Origin of the sequence: Roseibacterium elongatum DSM 19469, assembly GCF_000590925.1 — a bacterium.
GTDB classification, from domain to species: domain Bacteria; phylum Pseudomonadota; class Alphaproteobacteria; order Rhodobacterales; family Rhodobacteraceae; genus Roseibacterium; species Roseibacterium elongatum.
Genome location: NZ_CP004372.1, coordinates 2688347 through 2703393, shown reverse-complemented (window position 1 = coordinate 2703393; position 15047 = coordinate 2688347). Strand labels below are relative to the sequence as shown.

The following is a 15047-nucleotide window of genomic DNA, read 5'->3' as shown; positions in this document are numbered from 1 at the left end:
TTGTGCGTCCCTCCTCCGGGCCCTCGGAACCCGTGCTTTCGCTGCGACGTTGACGTGACGACACCGAAACCTGTACCGGAGCACCCGCCATGGCCCAGGCAGACAGCAGCCGCGACACCCACACCGAACAGACCGCCCGCCGCCCCAGCCAGTTCGGCCTCGCCGATCTGAAACAGGCCGCGCAGCGTGTCATCACGCGCACGGGCCGCGACCGTATCGGACTGGTTGCCGCGGGTGTTGCCTTTTACGCGCTCCTGGCGCTGTTTCCCGGCATCACTGCGCTGGTGGCCCTGGCCGGCCTGATCCTCGATCCTGGCGACATCATCGCCCCGCTTGAGAACGGAACCGCGGCCCTGCCCCCGGCCGCGCGCGAGATACTGCTGGGACAGGTGCGCGATGTGGCCGGCGGCGCATCGGCCAGCCTGAACCTCGCCGCGCTGGCCGGTCTGGCGCTGGCCATCTACTCGGCCAGCCGGGGGGTGGCGAACCTGATGGCAGGCTTGAACGTGGCCTATGAAGAGGAGGAGGCGCGGGGGTTTTTCGCGCTTTTGGCTCTGACCCTGATGCTGACGCTGTTTCTGCTGATCACGCTCAGTCTGGTGCTGGCCGTTTTCGCGATCCTGCCCGCCATACTGGCGCTGGCAGGCGATCGGCCCGCCCTTGCGATGGCCGCCGAGATCGCGCGCTGGCCGCTCTTTTTCCTGATGGGGGCGTTGATCTTCTCGACGCTCTACCGGTTCGGCCCCTCGCGGCGCGCGGCCCGCTGGCGTTGGCTGGCTCCCGGGGGGCTTCTGGCCTGTGCATTCTGGATCGCGGGCACGGCGGGCTTTGGCTGGTATGTCGAGACGCTGGGCAGCTATGCGGAAACCTTCGGCGCGCTGGCCGGGGTGATCGTCCTGCTTTTGTGGTTGTGGCTGTCGGCCTTCGCGGTGCTGTTCGGCGCGGTGGTCGATGCCGAGCTGGAGCATCAGACCCGGCACGACAGCACCGTCGGCCCCGACCGCCCCATGGGCGCGCGCGGCGCCGTCAAGGCCGACAGCTATGCCGGCGATGCCTGAGCCGACCCGGGCCTTCAGCGCATCCGGGGAAAGGGGGATGGCATTTCCTGGCCCTCGGGCTCCCAATCGAGGCGTCCCAGCAGGTAGAGCGTCCAGACCAGCACCGGAATGGCCACGATGCCGCCGATCGGCCCCCAAAGCCATAGCCAGAACACCAGCGACACGAACACCAGCAGCGGGTTGACCTTCATCTGTTGGCCGACCAGCGCCGGTGTCACGAACTGCCCCTCGGTCATGTTGAGCGAGACATAAAGCACGGCGGGCACGACACTCATCGCACCGTCGAAGGTCAGGATGCCGACGACCAGAAAGGCGACGGCCAGCGCGGCCGGCCCGAGATAGAGCACGAAGTTGAACAGAAAGGCCGCCAGCCCCCACAACCCCGGTTGCGGCAGGCCGACCAGCGTCATGACCAGCCAGATCAGAACGCCGAACGTGCCATTGATCAGGGTGATCGTCAGGAAATACCGCGAAACCCGCGCCTCGGCGCGTTCCAGCATACGCCGGTTCCACGGCAGGATCGACCGCTCGACCTTTTCGTAAAGCGAGGCGCGGCTGAGCAGGAAGAAATAGAACGACCCGGCAAAGATCAGCAGCGCCGCAGCCACCGACGGGGCCAGGGCAAGCGCATCGAAGACTCCGGGGATCGAGACCGCGTCGCCGCCGTCATCCGCCGTGCCTTGGGCATCGTCGTCGCCCAGGGCCTCGGACACCGTTTCCTGCAGATCCTCGACACCGGCCATGGTGCTGCGGATGTTTTCCAGAAGAAAGGTCATTTCACGCCAGATGTCCGGCGCGCTGCGGGCGGCCTCGTTGATGGTGGGCCCCATGGCCACGAAAAGACCGATGGTCAGCAACACCAGCAGCCCCAGGACGATCAGCGCCGCCAAGGTGCGCGGCAGGCCCGTCCGCTCGACCAGATTGGCCAGCGGCGCGCAGACGATACCCAGAACCAGCCCCGTCAGAAGCGGGGCGAAAATGCCCTGACCCAGCCGCAAGGCCGAAAAAAGCGCCACAGTGGCGAGGATCCCCAGAAACAGCGTCTGCGCGGCGCGATGGGTCATCGATGAAACCTCCGTTTGCATCGACAACAACCGCGGGACGTTGCCGGTTCCCCCTGTCCCCTTTCTCCGCGCGCGCGGGGGCCCGCCCGTGCGGCACGGAAGGGTCCGCGCGCGCGGTCGCATTCCGCCACGTCAATCGGAAGAGAGCGCATCTTTTCGGCAGATTTCCCGGAACCCGCTGGGTCCTGCCTCGTTGATCCGGCACAACGCAACCAACCAAAGGAGGTTTGTTATGAAGTTTCTGACCACGAGCACCCTCGCCCTTCTCGTTGCCGCGCCGATGGCCTTTGCGCAATCGACCGAAGGTACGGTCACCGCTGAGGAAATGGAAAACGACACCATGCAGATGGCCGAAGGCCATGGCAGCACGGACATGTCCGACCCCGCCCAGCTGATCCGCACCCGCGACATCACGGGCGGCGAGATCTACACCATGAACCAGGCCGATGACGAAGGCTGGGATCCCGAATTCATGTATGAAGAGGTCAATGCCGACTGGAACCAGATCGGCACCATCGAAGACCTCGTCCTGAACCACAGCGGCGAAGTCGTCGGCGTGATCGCCGAGATCGGTGGCTTCCTCGACATCGGCGACAAGCACGTGATGCTCGAGATCGACGACCTGAACCTCGTGGCCGTTGACGACATGCGCTACACCTACGTGACGCGGTTCAACGAAGAAGATCTGGAAGACATGGAAGGCGTCGATGAAGGCTTCTGGAACTGAAGCTGATCTCCGCCAGGAAGAAGGGGCCGCCTCGCGGCCCCTTTTTTCGTGTGCAATGACCCCCGGTGACGGCACATGAACAGCTTGGGCCACAGTCGGTCGTTTTTTTCCAGCCCGTGCATCCGACGACGACAGCACGTCGCGCCACGCCGAAGCGGCAGGCTGTTCGGGCGATCAATCTGCGCGGGGGGCGCTATCCCGGTGCGGGCCCCGCGCGCCCTGCCCTCCGTCGTCCGACAAGGAGGGAGCGACGCAACACGCCGCGCAGAACAAAGGCCCCCCGCAGCTTGTGCGAGGGGCCCTTGCGGGACACGGTGGGCAAGCGTGGTCGCCTAGCCAGATAGGGTCTGCCCCGCGCGGGCGGCGTGACCGAGATAGGGGTTGTCGCGCGCCATCTCGCGCTTGAGCAGCGCGATGTTTCGGCGGTTGGCCTTGAAGGCGACGTCGAAGGCATCGCCCAGAACGGGGATGCCGCCGATCACGACATCCGCTGCGGTGTTCAAGCCCATGCGGGCCAGAACGCGACGCCGCGCGCCCATGCGCGCGGCCTCGGTGATGATGTAGACACCGGGCGCGGCCGAGGCCACGTCGCCCACGCCCGGAAGAAGACCGAGGATGCTGTCCCAGCCGAAGCGGATCCCGAAGAACCGGAACCGCGCGTCGAGCTGGTCAGCCAGCCGGTCGAGCCGCGCCAGACGCGCGGCATGCTCGGGTGCGTGCTCAGGCAGGGGCACGGCGGGCGATGATGTAGACGGCATGAACGATCCCCGGAATGTAGCCAAGAAGGGTGAGCAGCACGTTGATCCAGAAATGCTTGCCAAGCCCTTCCTGCATGAACACGCCGAGCGGCGGCAGGATCACGGCCAGTATGATGCGCAGGATATCCATTTTGTCTCCTTTCATGTGACGGGTGACAGCAGGCAAACGCGCGGGGCGCGCGCGATGTTCCGGCGCGCGATCGCCCGGCCATGCGGGAACTTTCCGGCGGCTCGCGCGTTTGCGGCCCATGATATGCATGCACCCTGCACCGCGCGGTGGCTGACCGCCGGGGCCCGAGTGCCATGGGCGTGAAACGGGCTGCTGCCTTTCGTGGCGGATCGGGGCCGCTGGTGCAGGCCGCACGGCTGCGCGTCGTGTCCCTGACGCTGGCCAAACATGCGCCGATCTTCATCTTTCTGCTGGCCCCGCCCGCCCTTTGGGCCGTGATCGAGGGGCAGATGGCCCTGTCGCTGTCGCTCGCCCTGCCGGCGGTTCTGTGCCTCGGTCTGTTCGGGATTGTCTGGCGCCTGCCCCTGCCCGACGACCTGCGGGGGATCGAGGCGCTGGTCAGCATCGCCCTCGTCTTCGGATTGTCCGCGCTGTTGGCCGTGCCCGCCTTCATGTCGCTAGGCATGCCGCCGCTCGACGCCCTGTTCGAGGCCGTCAGCGCCGCGACCACCACCGGCCTGTCGGTCGCGGCCGCGCCCGACGCCTGGCCCTTTGCGGGCCATTTCCTGCGAGCCTGGGTGCAATGGTGCGGTGGTTTGGTGATGGCCACGGCGGTGCTGGCGCTGCTGCTGCCCTCGGGCCTGCCGGCGCGCAAACTGGGCCAGGCAGGCATCGACCAGGGCGACCGCATCGCCTCGACCCGGCGGCAGGCCCAGCAATTGCTGGGGGTGTATGTCGGGTTGACCGCTCTGATGGCCGGTTTGGCCGCGTTGGCCATTCCCGATACGCGCGAGGCGGTCGTCCTGACGCTATCGGCCATCTCGACGGCGGGGTTCGCGCCACGATCGGACAGCCTGGCCTCGTATTCCGCCCTCGGACAGGGCATCGTCATGCTGACCTGCGTCTTTGGCGCGATCTCGCTTCTGACCTTCATTCTGATCCTGCAGCGCAAACCCAAAGAGGCCTGGGCGATTGGCTCGGCCCGCCGGGTCCTCTTGGCGATCCTGGGCTTTGGGGCGGTCTATGCGACGATGCTGTACCTGGGGGGCATGCGAAGCTGGGCATCGGTCTATCCCGAGATGCTGAACCTGATTTCGGGGCTGACGACGGCGGGGTTTTCGACCGGCGCGATGCCACCGCCCGGCGCGGCGCTGCTGGTCATCGTGATCGCGATGCTGGCGGGCGGCGATGTGGGCTCGACCGCCGGTGGCCTGAAACTGGCGCGGCTGGGGATCGTCGCCCGCGCCGTTCTGCACGCAGCGCAGCGCCCGCGCCTGCCCGCCAATGCCCTGGCCCCCCTGCGCCACCACGGCGAGCCGGTCGAAGACCGCACATTGGTCAGCATCCTGGCCCTGATCGGTATCTATCTGGCCGTACTGGTCGTGTTGTGGATGCACATGCTGGGCCATGGCCACCCCGCCATGCCCGCCCTGTTCGAGGTCGTCTCGACCCTGTCGACGGTGGGCCTGTCGACGGGAATCGTCGGCCCGGATCTGAGCGACGATCTGAAACTGTCCCTGACCTTCGGAATGTGGCTGGGGCGGCTGGAGTTTTTCGCGGTGCTGTTGCTGCTGGCCCCGCGCACCTGGATGAAGGGAAGGTAGATACCCATGCGCATCGTCATTCTCGGCGCCTCGCGATTCGGCTTTGCGATCGCCGATACGCTGATCGAAGCCGAACATGAGGTCGTCATCATCGACAAGAGCCGCGAGCGGCTCGAGACCCTGGCCGAGCGGCTGGATTGCGGCATGCTGACCGGCGACGGCACCATGCCCTCGACCCTGCGCGAGGTCTGGCGCGACGAGCGCGATGTCTTCGTCGCCGTCACGAATGCCTCCGAGGACAACATCCTTGCCTGTCTGGTGGCGCGCTCGGTCGGATTTGGCCGCGTGATCCCGCAGATCGTCGCCTCGGAACTGATGACGGTCTGCGAGGAACTGGACCTCAAGGATGCCATCAACCCGCATGCGACGGTCGCCCAGGACGTGGCCGAGGCGCTTGAGGATCGCGCGGAACTGGACCACGACACCGCGCTGAACAACCAGCTGGCGCTGAAGCGGGTGCATGTGCCCGCGCGGCTGGACGGCACCCGGCTGGCCGATCTCGACCTGCCCGATGGGGCACGGGCGGTGGCGGTGATCCGGGACGAGGAAGAAAACCTGCCCGAGGCCGAGACGACCCTGCAGGCCGAGGACCACATCCTGATGGTCGCGGCGCGCGAGGCCCTCGACGCGTTGAGCGACATGTTCGCCGAGGATTGACCCGCCCAACCGCGACGCACCCAAGGTCGTGCGTATCGCGCGCGCGGTGTCGGGGGGGCGTCACACATGGGCGAAGCCGTAGGCACCGGACGGAACCACCCTGCCCCCGCGCGCGTTAGACATGCGTATCTTATCGCAAAACACGGAGGCACCTCATGCCAACGAATTTCGCCGGAGGCCTGAACCAGGACACCCGCAGCCAGATCGTCGATTTGCTTAATGCCAACCTGGTCAACACCATCAGCCTGACGCTGGCGGTCAAACAGGCGCATTGGAACCTGAAGGGCAAAGGCTTCATCGGGGTTCACGAACTGCTCGACGATGTTGCCGACCGTCTGCGCGAAAGCGCCGACACCATGGCCGAGCGCGCCGTCATTCTGGGCGGCCACGCCAAAGGCACCGTCGAGATCGTCGCCGACAAGACAACGCTCGAGGCCTATCCGCTGGAGTTGCAGGACATCCAGGAACATATCGCCCATCTCAAGGAGCGCTTCATGGAAGTGGGCAATGCCATCCGCGAAGCGGCGGAGGTGGCCGAAGAAGCCGGCGACGAGGACACCGCCGACCTGTTCACCGAGGTCAGCCGCACGGTCGACAAGGATGCCTGGTTCATCGGCGCGAACGCCGAGGCCGCATAACCGCTGGCTCCACTCTGTCTGCACCAGTGCATTTCGCACAAGAAAAGGCCGCCCTCGTCGAGGGCGGCCTTTTTTGGCGTCGTGTCCGGGAAGGGGCGATGCCTCACTCGTCAGTCGCCGTCGTGGTGGGGATATCGACACGTGTGTACCCATAGCGCCCGTCTCGCCAGAACCGCACCAGCAACAGGCCATCCTCGCCCGCCGCCAGGTCGATGACATCGCGCAGCGTGTCCACCTGGCCAAGCGTCGCCGCGTCGGCCGAGACCATGACATCGCCCGCGCGCAAACCTGCCTCGGCCGCCGCGGAACCCGGCGCGACCTCTTGCACGAACAGGCCGCGCACATCCGCGGGAATACCGCTCCGGGCGCGCAGATCACCCGAGAGCGGTGTCACTGCTACCCCGATGCTGGGGCCGCTGCGCGCCGCTTCGGGGGCAGTGGCGGCAGGCGCGGTGTCGTCGGCCAGGATCGCGGCGGCCCGCAGGCCGATCGTCACCTCGGTTTCCTCACGCACACCGTCGCGCCAATACCCCATGCGCACCGGCTCGCCCACGGGCAATTCGGCGATGGCAAAACTCAGCGCACGCGGCGCATCGATGGCCTCGCCCCCCACTGAAAGGATCACGTCGCCGGGTTCCAGCCCGGCCCGCGCGGCAGGTCCGTCATCGCTCACCTCGGCAATCAGCACACCGTCGGCGCGCTCGATGCCCAGGGCCGCGGCCAGCCTGTCGCTGAGGGCCTGAACCTGCACGCCCAGCCAGCCACGGTCGACACGGCCGTCATCCTGCAGTTCCGCGACGACGCGTTCGGCCACGGCGGAGGGCACGGCAAAGCCGATGCCGACATTGCCGCCGGACGGCGAGAAGATCGCCGTGTTCACGCCGATGACATCGCCGGAGGCGTCAAAGAGCGGCCCACCCGAATTGCCACGGTTGATCGCCGCGTCGGTCTGGATGAAATCGTCATAGGGGCCTGCATTGATGTCGCGCGACCGGGCCGAGACGATCCCGGCCGTCACCGTCCCGCCAAGACCGAACGGGTTGCCGATCGCAACGACCCATTGCCCGATGCTGACCGTGTCGGACTCGCCCCAGCTCACGCTCGGCAGGTCCGAGGCACCCTCGACGCGCAACAGCGCGATGTCGGTCGCTGGGTCGGTGCCGACAAGCGTCGCCTCAAGGCGGCGGTCATCGGTCAACACGACCTCGATCTGCTCGGCGCCGTCGATGACGTGGTTGTTGGTCACGATCAGCCCGTCGGACGAGATGACGAAGCCCGACCCCTGACTGCGCATGGGACCCTGGGGGCCGGATGGGCCGGTCCGCGGACCCGGACGGCCGAAAAACTCGCGCAACCCGGGCGGCAGTTGCGGCATGGCTTGGGTCGTCGCCTCGGGGGCCGGTCCGGTTGACAGGATGCCCACGACCGCCGGAAGGCGCTCGCTAACCATCTGGGAAAAATCGGCGGGGGCGTCGAAACCGCTGTCCTGCGCAGGCGCGGGGCCCGCTGGCAGGCCTGTGCTCAACAGGGCGGCCAGGGCGACCGATGGCGCAATGCGCAAGAGGTTGAGTGGCGTTCGTTCCATATGCGTTCAGCTCCTTTCGTTGCTCGCAACGGATAGAAGAGAAACGCCATGGCGCCGGCGCGGTTCCGCGCCGCGCCCGTCCGGGCCGGAACATCGGCGGCGCTGCCACGTTGATCCCGCAACGGCAACCAATGGAGGTCACCATGGCAAAGCATGACGCAGCATGGACGCCCGACACCGACGCGGCGCCCACGACCCATCCCAAGACGCGCGAGCAGCTGGTGCAGGAAAACCGTGCCCGGCGCGAAACAGAGCCCGCCGCAGCCCCGCGTGAAACCGACAGCGAAAGCGGAACCCCCGCCGCCGTGCCCCTTGCGGCCCGGACCGAGCCCGCCCGTAGCCATGTCGTTCATGCCGCCGAAACCGGCCAGCATGATGTGCGCGTGGGTCCCGGCGATGCGGGCGCCGCAGACGCGCCCACCCACAGCACCCGGCCAAGCGCCGGCCGCACCGACACCTGGACGCGCGCGATCGTCATTCTGGGCATCGCAGCCCTGTTTGCGGGCATTTTCGTGCTGCTCTTCTGACGCGGCCCGATATCGGCAAAGCACCATGGATCGCCTTCCTCGATCGAAGGCGATCCTTTTTTTTGCAGGATAGCCGCCCGACGGGCACGGGTTCGCAGGGCATTCGCCGCACCTCAGGCCCCGAGGGCTGCATCAAGCTCGGCATGGGTTGTCCGGTTCGACAAGAGCAGCGCCACCGGCCTGGGTGGCGTCACCGCATTGCACAGGATCATGATCGCCAGCGTCATGGGCGTGCCGAGGAACGCGCCCGCCACGCCCCAGACCCACGCCCAGAACACGACCGCGACCAGAATGACCAGTGGCGACAGCGCGATCCGGTTGCCCTGAAGGCGCGGGTCGATCCAGTTGCCCATCACCTGCTCGATCACGACAAGTCCCGCCCCGATCAGAAGCGCCGTGCCCAGGTCGAGCGTCAGGAAGGCGTAAACCGTCGGGAACACGCCCGAAATGAAGGCCCCGATATTGGGAATGAAGTTCATCAGGAACACCAGGATCGCCCAGACCAGCAACAGATCGAGTCCAAAAGGCAACAGCCACAAAGTGTAGGCGACCGTCGAGATGACCCCGACGACCGCACGGGTGGCGAAGAACCGCCTGAGCGCCCGGCCCAGCGATTGCGTCACATCCCGCCAGGACCCGCCTGCCGCCGGGCCACCGGCGGCAAGTGTGTCGAGCTTGCCTTCCCAGCTCGGGGCCTCGCTGAGCGCGAGCAGGATCAGGAACACCACCAGCACAAGCCCGGCAAAGGCCCCGCCCATGGCGCCCAATATGCCCTGCGCGAGCGTGGTTGCCATGCTGACGGCTTGATCTGCCAGCGACGCCGCCTGAGCCCCGATTGCGTCCCGCAGCTGCGCGAGGACGGTGCCAAGCTGGCCGTCGGATGGTGCCGAGGGCAGGATGTCGTCCATCTCATCCGGCACGGCAGGCACATTCGTCGCGATCTCGGCGACGGAAAATGCAAGCCCGCCCAGAAACAGGCTGAGGCCCGCAAGAAGCAGCAGCAGCACCCCCGTACGACCCAGCCACGCCATCCTGCGCGGCAGTCTTGAGGCCAAGGCGCGGTCAAGCGGCAGGATCGCCAGCGTCACGAAGACTGACAAAAATGACCGGGATGGCCACCGGTGCAAGCGCCTTTAACGCGCCAAAGGCCATGATCGCCAGGATCGCCGCGACCAGGCCGAAGGCAACGGTACGGCGTCGCCTCTGCGCGGGGTGCGGTCGCGTCCACGCCGCCGGTGACAGCGCGACGGGCCGATGGGTGTCGGTCTGCGCCATGTCACCTTCCCCTGTACAGGATGCAACGGGGCCTCGGGTCATGCGGTCCTCCATCTGGTCTCGAGCCATTGGGCCAGGGTCTCGTGCACATCCGACGGACCGGAGAGGCGATGTGGCGCGACGCTCTTGCCGGGACCCACCTTGATGGCGCGCCCGCCGTTTTTCATGGCCCAGGCCATCGCGGGCTCGTCCGTGCTGTCATCGCCGAAATAGACCGGCCGACGCGCCGCAAAGGCGGGCAGCGCCATGGCGCGTTGAACGGCCTTGTCCTTGCCCAGCCCGCTTGGTCGAACCTCGATGCCGGATGTCGTTTCGATCGTCGCGAAACCGTCGAACTCGGCGACGAGGGCGGTTGCGAATTGACGAAGCGCGGTTTCGTGTTGGCGACTCGCACCATGATCCAGCACGACTCCCGTGGGCTTTCGCACGACCTTAACACCAAAGAGGCCCTCGGCCCGGCCCGCCTTGTCCTGCAGACGCCGCACCGCGTCAGATCCGATCATCGCGTGCCGAAAGGCCGGTGCGCCGGGCAAATACCCTTCGGCCCCATGGCTGCCGATAACGGCATGCGGCACCAGCGGCAGATGGCGTCGAAGATCCTCGACCGTGCGCCCGGACACGATTGTGCAGGCCCCGGATGTCTCGGAGTCCAGCACCGCCAGCAGAGAGACGAGCACATCGGAAATGCCCGGCGCATCGGACACCGGCGAAAGATCGACGAGCACACCGTCGAAATTGAGAAAAACAGCCGTGCTATCGGGCCTCAGATCGCCAAGGGCGCCGGCACCTGTGTCAAGTTCAGGGGTCATGCAGATGCTCCGTACTGCACGAGCTTGCGCGCATGTCGTGTGCGTGCGTCATGGCGCGTCAGGCGCATCGCGGGGATGGTACGGGTGAAAACGGGCCTGTCGTGCTTGCGCAATCGCGCGGTGGCGACGACCGGCACCGCCGCGACGCGCCCGGCAATCGGCAAGAAGACGGCAGTCTGGATCATGGGGATCACCCGCTTGAAGGACAGTTGCGGGGCGAACGCGCCGGGACACGCCCGGTTCCGTTTTTGCAGGGCGCGGGGAACCCGGCAGCCCCCCTGCGGCGTTGACGGATCATGTTCGCTGCGTTGTCGCTTCCCCTTCTGATCGCTGTCGGCGCCGCTGCGGCGCTGGTCATTCTCGTCTGCGGCCTGCGCATGACGGGGCTGGCCGACCGCATCGCGGACCGCACCGGATGGGGCGAGGCGGTGATCGGCGGCGTGTTGCTGGGGGCGGCAACCTCGTTCTCGGGCACCATCGTCTCGCTGACCTCGGCGCTGTCGGGCGATGCCTCTCTTGCGTTTTCGAACGGCATCGGCGGCATAGCGGCTCAGACGGCATTCCTTGCCTTGGCCGACATGCTGTATCGGCGCGCCAATCTCGAACATGCGGCCGCCGAACTTGCCAACGTGTTTCAATGCGGGCTGCTTCTGCTGCTCCTGTCGGTTCCGCTTGTCGCCTTCAGTGCGCCGGCCTTCACGATCTGGGCGGTCCATCCGGCTTCGCTGGTGCTGGTGGGGGCCTACGCGATCGGCGTCGTGGCCACCGCCCGATTGCGGCAAGAGCCGATGTGGCACCCGGTCGACACGCCCGACACAAGGCCCGACGAGCCCGACGACGGCGACGACCCGTCCCAGCCCGCGCGCGGATTGATCGTGCAGTTCATTCTGCTCATGGGCATCATGGGCGTGGCTGGCTGGATCGTGGCGCAACTGGCGGGCGTGGTCATCGCGCGATACGAGCTGTCCTCGTCGGTCGTCGGTGCGCTGATGACAGCGGTCGTGACCTCGTTGCCGGAGCTTGTCACGACCCTTGCCGCCGTACGGCGCGGGGCCCTGCAACTGGCGGTTGGCGGCATCATCGGCGGAAACACCTTCGACATCCTGTTCCTGACGATTTCGGACATCGGGTATCGCGACGGGTCTCTTTTTCACGCGGTCGGGTCAGGCGACCTGTTCTGGCTGTCGGTCGCGCTCCTGATGAGTGCTGTCCTGCTGCTGGGTCTGATCTACCGCGAACGCTCGGGTCCGGGCCGCATCGGGCTGGAGAGCGCCGCGATGCTGCTCATCTATGGCGGCGCCATCGCGATCCAGACGCTCTGACGCAAAGGAACCCAAGGCGGGTCCTGCGGTTAGCACCATGACACCGACGGTAAGGAGATGTCCCATGGGCGATGCGAAATTCGACCTCCACTGGATCGACTATACAATTGTAATCGTTTATTTTTTAGGGGTGATCGCGCATGGGGTCTATGTCTCGCGCAAGAACGAGGAAGGCGCAGATGGCTATTTCCTCGCCGGACGCGCCCTGCCCTGGTACCTGATCGGGTTTTCGCTGTTTGCCTCGAACATGTCGGGCTCCAGTTTCGTGGGCCTGATGGGCGGCGCCTATGCCAACGGCATCGTCATTTTCAACTATGAGTGGACGGCCGCGCTTGTTCTGATCCTGTTCGCGATCTTCATTCTGCCGTCCTTTCTCAAGGCCAAGATCTCGACCGTCCCAGAATTCCTGGAAGAACGCTATGACGTCCGCTCGCGGCGCGCCTTCTCGATCTTCACCATTCTGGCAATCCTGTTCATCGATACGGCCGGCGCGCTTTATGCGGGCGGTCTCGTGATCTCGAATGTGACGGGGTATCTCAACCTGTGGACCGCGGTGGCCGTACTGGCCCTTGTGGCGGGCATCTACACCATTCTCGGCGGGCTGTCCGCCGTCGTGGTGACCGACACGGTGCAGGCCATCCTGCTCATCGTGGGGGCGGCGATCCTTTTCTGGCTGGGCCTGGACGAGATCGGCGGCTGGCAGGAGTTGTTCGTCGACGTGCCCGAAGGCCATCAGCACCTGATCCTGCCCGCCGATGACGACTTTCTGCCATGGACGGGCCTGTGGGGCGTCGTGCTGCTGGGCTTCTACTACTGGACGATCAACCAGTTCGTGGTGCAACGCACCCTGGGTGCCAAGAACCTGAAGGAAGGTCAGATCGGCGCGCTGTTTGCCGGGTTCCTGAAACTGCCCAACATCTTTCTGATGATCATCCCGGGCGTCATCGCGCTCAAGCTGTATCCCGAACTGGAGACGCCCGACCTCGCCTTTCCCACGCTTGCCTTCGAACTGATGCCGATCGGCGTGCGCGGGCTGATCATGGCGGCCCTGATCGCCGCGATCATGTCGTCGCTCGACAGTGCCATGAATTCTGCCTCGACGCTGGTGGTGAAGGATTTCGTCGAACCCATCTGGGATGTCAGCGAGGAGCGTCAGGTCTGGCTGGGCCGCATCGTGACCGGCATCGTGATGGTGTTCGGCGCCATCTACGCCCCGTCGATCGCCGGCTTCGAAAGCCTGTTCAGCTATTTCCAGTCATCCTTGAGCTACATTATCCCGACCATCGTGGTGGTGTATATCGTGGGCCTCTTCGTGCCCTGGCTGAACGGCAACGGCGCCTTCTGGACGATCATCCTGGGCCTCGTGGTGGGTATCCCGCTGTTCATCCTGAAGGAAGTGACCGGCATCTGGTCCGATCTGGGCCTGCCTGAAATTCACTACACCATCATGTCCACGATCATGATGTGCATCGGCCTCGTAACGCATTTTGGCATCTCGGCGCTGACGCGCACTCAGGACAAGGAAAACATCGAGGAACTGGTCTGGTCCGCCGCCGACACGCGCGAAATCTTCAAGCAATGGGAAAGCCCGATCTGGCAGGACCGCACGCTTTGGGCCGGCTTGCTGATCGTGTGTACCATCGGCTTCATCATCTGGTTCTGGTAGGTCATGGAACGCCTTCGAACCATTCTGGCGGAGGTGACGACGGCGGCGGGTCAACTGCCGGATTTCGTCACCCCCGCCGCGATCCTTCTTTTCACGGTGCTGGCGGCCCTGCTGCTGCACCGCGTCGCCTTCGGTGCGATCGGGCGGATCGGCGATACCGACAGTGGTCTTGCCGGCTCGTTGATCCGGCGGGCGCGCCGGCCGCTGCGGCTGGCCTTCGTGCTGGGCGGGCTTGCCCTTGTCATTCCGCGCCTCGACCTGCCGTTCGGGTGGGAGGACACGCTCGGCCACCTGTTCCTGATCCTGTTGATCGTCTTTGTCGGCTGGACGTCGATCACGCTGGTCAATCATTTCTCGGAACGGGCCGTCCGGCGGCACCGGCTGGATACTGACGACAATCTCGTGGCGCGCAAGTTCGTCACCCAGGTGCGCGTGCTGCGCCGGACCTCGAACATCGTGCTGGGCATCTTCACCGTCGCCGCCGTGCTGCTGACCTTCGAAAGCGTGCAGCGCTACGGGGTCAGCCTGTTCGCCTCGGCCGGCGCTGCGGGCCTGATCCTGGGGCTTGCGGCCAGACCGGTTCTGGCCAACCTGATCGCCGGCATTCAGATCGCCATTACCCAGCCCATCCGGATCGACGACGTGGTGATCGTCGAGGGCGAATGGGGCTGGATCGAAGAGATCTTCGCCACTTACGTGGTCGTGCGCATCTGGGACTGGCGGCGCATGGTCGTGCCGCTCAGTTACTTCATCGAAAAGCCATTCCAGAACTGGACACGGGAAAGCGCGTCGATCATCGGCGCGGTGTTCTGGTACATGGATTACACCGTCCCCGTCGCCGAGGTGCGCGACAAGCTGCAGGACATCGTCGGCACGTCGCCCCATTGGGACGGACAGGTCGTCAACCTGCAGGTGGTCGATACCGACAAGGACACGATCCACCTGCGCGGATTGATGAGCGCGCGCACCTCGCCCCAGGCCTGGGATCTGCGCTGCGAGGTGCGTGAGAAACTGATCGCCTGGCTGCAAGCCGAATACCCCGACGCCCTGCCGCGCCTGCGTGGCGAACTGGACATGAACCGTCCCGACCAGAGCGGCGGCGCCCGGAACGCGACATCACCACAAGAGGCCGCGTGACGACCTGCATGGGGCCGGGAACCCACGCGCCTGTCGCCGGTTTTTCAACCA

General features: G+C 65.8%; 17 protein-coding genes. 9 read left to right on the top strand and 8 right to left on the bottom strand.

Annotated features, from left to right (window positions below; all coding sequences use genetic code 11):
- The first annotated feature begins 89 nt into the window (after nt 1-89).
- Nucleotides 90-1058 (top strand): YihY/virulence factor BrkB family protein, encoded by a 969-nt coding sequence (locus ROSELON_RS13145; protein WP_025312816.1) that lies wholly within the window; start codon nt 90-92, stop codon nt 1056-1058.
- 14 nt (nt 1059-1072) lie between these two features.
- On the opposite strand, the gene ROSELON_RS13140 is transcribed toward ROSELON_RS13145, so the two are convergent.
- Nucleotides 1073-2122: an AI-2E family transporter gene (locus tag ROSELON_RS13140; protein WP_038651602.1), complete on the bottom strand. Its 1050-nt coding sequence runs from the start codon at nt 2120-2122 to the stop codon at nt 1073-1075.
- A 232-nt stretch (nt 2123-2354) separates the two neighbouring features.
- Here ROSELON_RS13140 and ROSELON_RS13135 point away from each other — a divergent pair, with 232 nt between their 5' ends.
- A complete protein-coding gene (locus tag ROSELON_RS13135; RefSeq protein WP_025312814.1) occupies nt 2355-2849 on the top strand; it encodes a PRC-barrel domain-containing protein in 495 nt (164 codons plus the stop codon).
- Between the two features lie 332 nt (nt 2850-3181).
- Here ROSELON_RS13135 and ROSELON_RS13130 read toward each other — a convergent pair whose 3' ends face one another.
- The gene (locus ROSELON_RS13130) at nt 3182-3583 is read right to left on the bottom strand and encodes a DUF4112 domain-containing protein (RefSeq protein WP_407059659.1); all 402 of its coding nucleotides are present in this window, start codon (nt 3581-3583) and stop codon (nt 3182-3184) included.
- Complete coding sequence (locus tag ROSELON_RS17860; protein ID WP_038650423.1) at nt 3570-3737, bottom strand: YqaE/Pmp3 family membrane protein; 168 nt, start codon at nt 3735-3737, stop codon at nt 3570-3572. Before ROSELON_RS17860 ends, ROSELON_RS13130 begins: the two co-directional genes overlap by 14 nt.
- A gap of 146 nt (nt 3738-3883) precedes the next feature.
- Between ROSELON_RS17860 and ROSELON_RS13120 the strand changes: the two genes are divergently transcribed.
- The 3 genes from ROSELON_RS13120 to dps all read left to right on the top strand — a co-directional run bounded on the left by ROSELON_RS13120 (nt 3884) and on the right by dps (nt 6675).
- Nucleotides 3884-5380 (top strand): TrkH family potassium uptake protein, encoded by a 1497-nt coding sequence (locus ROSELON_RS13120; protein ID WP_245605348.1) that lies wholly within the window; start codon nt 3884-3886, stop codon nt 5378-5380.
- A gap of 6 nt (nt 5381-5386) precedes the next feature.
- On the top strand, nt 5387-6037 hold the full coding sequence (locus tag ROSELON_RS13115) for a potassium channel family protein (protein ID WP_025312811.1): 651 nt from the start codon (nt 5387-5389) through the stop codon (nt 6035-6037).
- 155 nt (nt 6038-6192) lie between these two features.
- Nucleotides 6193-6675: a DNA starvation/stationary phase protection protein Dps gene (dps, locus tag ROSELON_RS13110; protein ID WP_025312810.1), complete on the top strand. Its 483-nt coding sequence runs from the start codon at nt 6193-6195 to the stop codon at nt 6673-6675.
- A gap of 103 nt (nt 6676-6778) precedes the next feature.
- On the opposite strand, the gene ROSELON_RS13105 is transcribed toward dps, so the two are convergent.
- Entirely contained in the window at nt 6779-8260 is a 1482-nt protein-coding gene (locus ROSELON_RS13105; protein ID WP_025312809.1) for a Do family serine endopeptidase, read from the bottom strand.
- A 143-nt stretch (nt 8261-8403) separates the two neighbouring features.
- On the opposite strand from ROSELON_RS13105, the gene ROSELON_RS13100 reads away from it, so the two are divergent.
- Nucleotides 8404-8787, top strand: a complete 384-nt coding sequence (locus ROSELON_RS13100; protein ID WP_084613880.1) for a hypothetical protein — start codon at nt 8404-8406, stop codon at nt 8785-8787.
- A gap of 113 nt (nt 8788-8900) precedes the next feature.
- Here the strand turns inward: ROSELON_RS13100 and ROSELON_RS13095 are convergent, their stop codons facing one another.
- The 4 genes from ROSELON_RS13095 to ROSELON_RS18225 are packed head-to-tail and all read right to left on the bottom strand — an operon-like array spanning nt 8901 to nt 11056.
- Entirely contained in the window at nt 8901-9875 is a 975-nt protein-coding gene (locus ROSELON_RS13095) for an AI-2E family transporter (RefSeq protein WP_025312807.1), read from the bottom strand.
- Nucleotides 9850-10062 carry a hypothetical protein gene (locus tag ROSELON_RS18230; protein WP_156945943.1) on the bottom strand — a complete coding sequence of 71 codons (213 nt, stop codon included), beginning with the start codon at nt 10060-10062 and terminating at the stop codon, nt 9850-9852. The genes ROSELON_RS13095 and ROSELON_RS18230 overlap by 26 nt, the downstream gene beginning before the upstream one ends.
- 38 nt (nt 10063-10100) lie before the next feature.
- The gene (locus tag ROSELON_RS13085) at nt 10101-10871 is read right to left on the bottom strand and encodes a trehalose-phosphatase (protein ID WP_025312805.1); all 771 of its coding nucleotides are present in this window, start codon (nt 10869-10871) and stop codon (nt 10101-10103) included.
- Nucleotides 10868-11056, bottom strand: coding sequence for a hypothetical protein (locus tag ROSELON_RS18225; RefSeq protein WP_156945942.1), 189 nt, complete (start codon nt 11054-11056; stop codon nt 10868-10870). Before ROSELON_RS18225 ends, ROSELON_RS13085 begins: the two co-directional genes overlap by 4 nt.
- A 111-nt stretch (nt 11057-11167) precedes the next feature.
- Between ROSELON_RS18225 and ROSELON_RS13075 the strand changes: the two genes are divergently transcribed.
- The 3 genes from ROSELON_RS13075 (at nt 11168) to ROSELON_RS13065 (ending at nt 14996) form a co-directional block, all read left to right on the top strand.
- Entirely contained in the window at nt 11168-12193 is a 1026-nt protein-coding gene (locus tag ROSELON_RS13075) for a sodium:calcium antiporter (protein ID WP_025312803.1), read from the top strand.
- A gap of 64 nt (nt 12194-12257) precedes the next feature.
- Entirely contained in the window at nt 12258-13859 is a 1602-nt protein-coding gene (locus ROSELON_RS13070) for a sodium:solute symporter (RefSeq protein WP_025312802.1), read from the top strand.
- A gap of 3 nt (nt 13860-13862) precedes the next feature.
- Nucleotides 13863-14996 carry a mechanosensitive ion channel family protein gene (locus tag ROSELON_RS13065; protein WP_051508420.1) on the top strand — a complete coding sequence of 378 codons (1134 nt, stop codon included), beginning with the start codon at nt 13863-13865 and terminating at the stop codon, nt 14994-14996.
- Nucleotides 14997-15047: the final 51 nt, after the last annotated feature.

Coding starts and splice junctions, on each gene's coding strand:
- ROSELON_RS18225 (WP_156945942.1), bottom strand. CDS start 11,056: ATGATCCAGACTGCCGTCTTCTTGCCGATTGCCGGGCGCGTCGCGGCG.
- ROSELON_RS13075 (WP_025312803.1), top strand. CDS start 11,168: ATGTTCGCTGCGTTGTCGCTTCCCCTTCTGATCGCTGTCGGCGCCGCT.
- ROSELON_RS13105 (WP_025312809.1), bottom strand. CDS start 8,260: ATGGAACGAACGCCACTCAACCTCTTGCGCATTGCGCCATCGGTCGCC.
- ROSELON_RS13070 (WP_025312802.1), top strand. CDS start 12,258: ATGGGCGATGCGAAATTCGACCTCCACTGGATCGACTATACAATTGTA.
- ROSELON_RS13115 (WP_025312811.1), top strand. CDS start 5,387: ATGCGCATCGTCATTCTCGGCGCCTCGCGATTCGGCTTTGCGATCGCC.
- ROSELON_RS13135 (WP_025312814.1), top strand. CDS start 2,355: ATGAAGTTTCTGACCACGAGCACCCTCGCCCTTCTCGTTGCCGCGCCG.
- ROSELON_RS13065 (WP_051508420.1), top strand. CDS start 13,863: ATGGAACGCCTTCGAACCATTCTGGCGGAGGTGACGACGGCGGCGGGT.
- ROSELON_RS13140 (WP_038651602.1), bottom strand. CDS start 2,122: ATGACCCATCGCGCCGCGCAGACGCTGTTTCTGGGGATCCTCGCCACT.
- ROSELON_RS18230 (WP_156945943.1), bottom strand. CDS start 10,062: ATGGCGCAGACCGACACCCATCGGCCCGTCGCGCTGTCACCGGCGGCG.
- ROSELON_RS13145 (WP_025312816.1), top strand. CDS start 90: ATGGCCCAGGCAGACAGCAGCCGCGACACCCACACCGAACAGACCGCC.
- dps (WP_025312810.1), top strand. CDS start 6,193: ATGCCAACGAATTTCGCCGGAGGCCTGAACCAGGACACCCGCAGCCAG.
- ROSELON_RS17860 (WP_038650423.1), bottom strand. CDS start 3,737: ATGGATATCCTGCGCATCATACTGGCCGTGATCCTGCCGCCGCTCGGC.
- ROSELON_RS13085 (WP_025312805.1), bottom strand. CDS start 10,871: ATGACCCCTGAACTTGACACAGGTGCCGGCGCCCTTGGCGATCTGAGG.
- ROSELON_RS13100 (WP_084613880.1), top strand. CDS start 8,404: ATGGCAAAGCATGACGCAGCATGGACGCCCGACACCGACGCGGCGCCC.